Source organism: Vibrio sp. 1562 (assembly GCF_033340155.1).
In the GTDB taxonomy this organism is placed as follows: Bacteria; Pseudomonadota; Gammaproteobacteria; order Enterobacterales; family Vibrionaceae; genus Vibrio; species Vibrio alginolyticus.
Genome location: NZ_JAWOVY010000134.1, coordinates 1 through 991, shown reverse-complemented (window position 1 = coordinate 991; position 991 = coordinate 1). Strand labels below are relative to the sequence as shown.

Sequence of the window (991 nt, the reverse complement as noted above, 5' to 3'; positions counted from 1 at the left end):
CTAAGGGCATGTCATCTCTGCACTTCTACCTCATCGCAGAAATGCTGGTCAACCTCGGTTTTGAATGGTGCATCTTCACCGCGACAGACCCACTTCACGCCATGATGGCACGCCTAGGATTGGAGCCTCATATCATCGCGCAGGCCGATCAAAACAAAGTCCCCGATGCCGAGTCCACTTGGGGGTCATACTACGAACATCAACCGCGTGTGTTAGCTGGCAATTTGCAAAAAGGACTAGAGCGTCTTCGATTAGTCCAAGAAAGAAAACGCAAACAAGCCTAGATAGAAAAGTAAACGTCGTTAAAAACGCAAACACAACCACAACAACTTGGTTAAACACAACGCCAGAATATAGGTGATGTATGAATATTCTCCTCGATGCCATTACAAAATGGGCAAAAACGACACCAGATCGAGTAGCACTTGTCGGCTACGAAGCGAATCAAACGGTTGAACTGACTTACTCTGAATTGTTAAACAAGATCGAACTCGTTGCCGCCGAGCTTATTGCACAAAACATCAAAGCACTCGCGCTACGCGCAGAAAACAGCATCGATTGGGCCATTGTTGATTTGGCGGCGATGGCGGCAGACATAGTCGTCGTACCTATTCCGACTTTTTTCTCTGATGCACAAGTTGAACACACATTAGAGCAATCAGGCGTCGATGCTTTAGTCGGCGATTGGCAAGCATGGTTGGCTTCTAATCCTAAGCAAAGCTTTAACCAGCAAGACCATTCGTTTTCCATTGCAAATTTGCCTTTGCTGCATCGTAACCAGTTGGGAGATGAAGATACACAGGTAGCTTATCTACCAGAAACCGGAAAAATCACATTTACGTCGGGCTCGACTGGTCAGCCTAAAGGCGTGTGTTTAAGCAATGATCATTTGTGTTTGGTGGCGAAATCGCTCGCCGACGCAGTAAACGGCACGGCGCACTCACACTTAGTGCTGCTTCCGTTATCGACGCTTCTCGAGAACATAACCGGC

2 protein-coding genes are annotated in these 991 nt (G+C 47.4%); both read left to right on the top strand.

Annotated features, from left to right (window positions below; all coding sequences use genetic code 11):
- Positions 1 to 284, top strand: a 284-nt coding sequence (locus R7Z49_RS23715) for a thermostable hemolysin (protein WP_318112172.1), incomplete at its 5' end; no start/stop codon positions are given.
- An 80-nt stretch (positions 285 to 364) separates the two neighbouring features.
- The coding region (locus R7Z49_RS23710; protein WP_318112170.1) for an AMP-binding protein at positions 365 to 991 on the top strand (627 nt) is incomplete at its 3' end.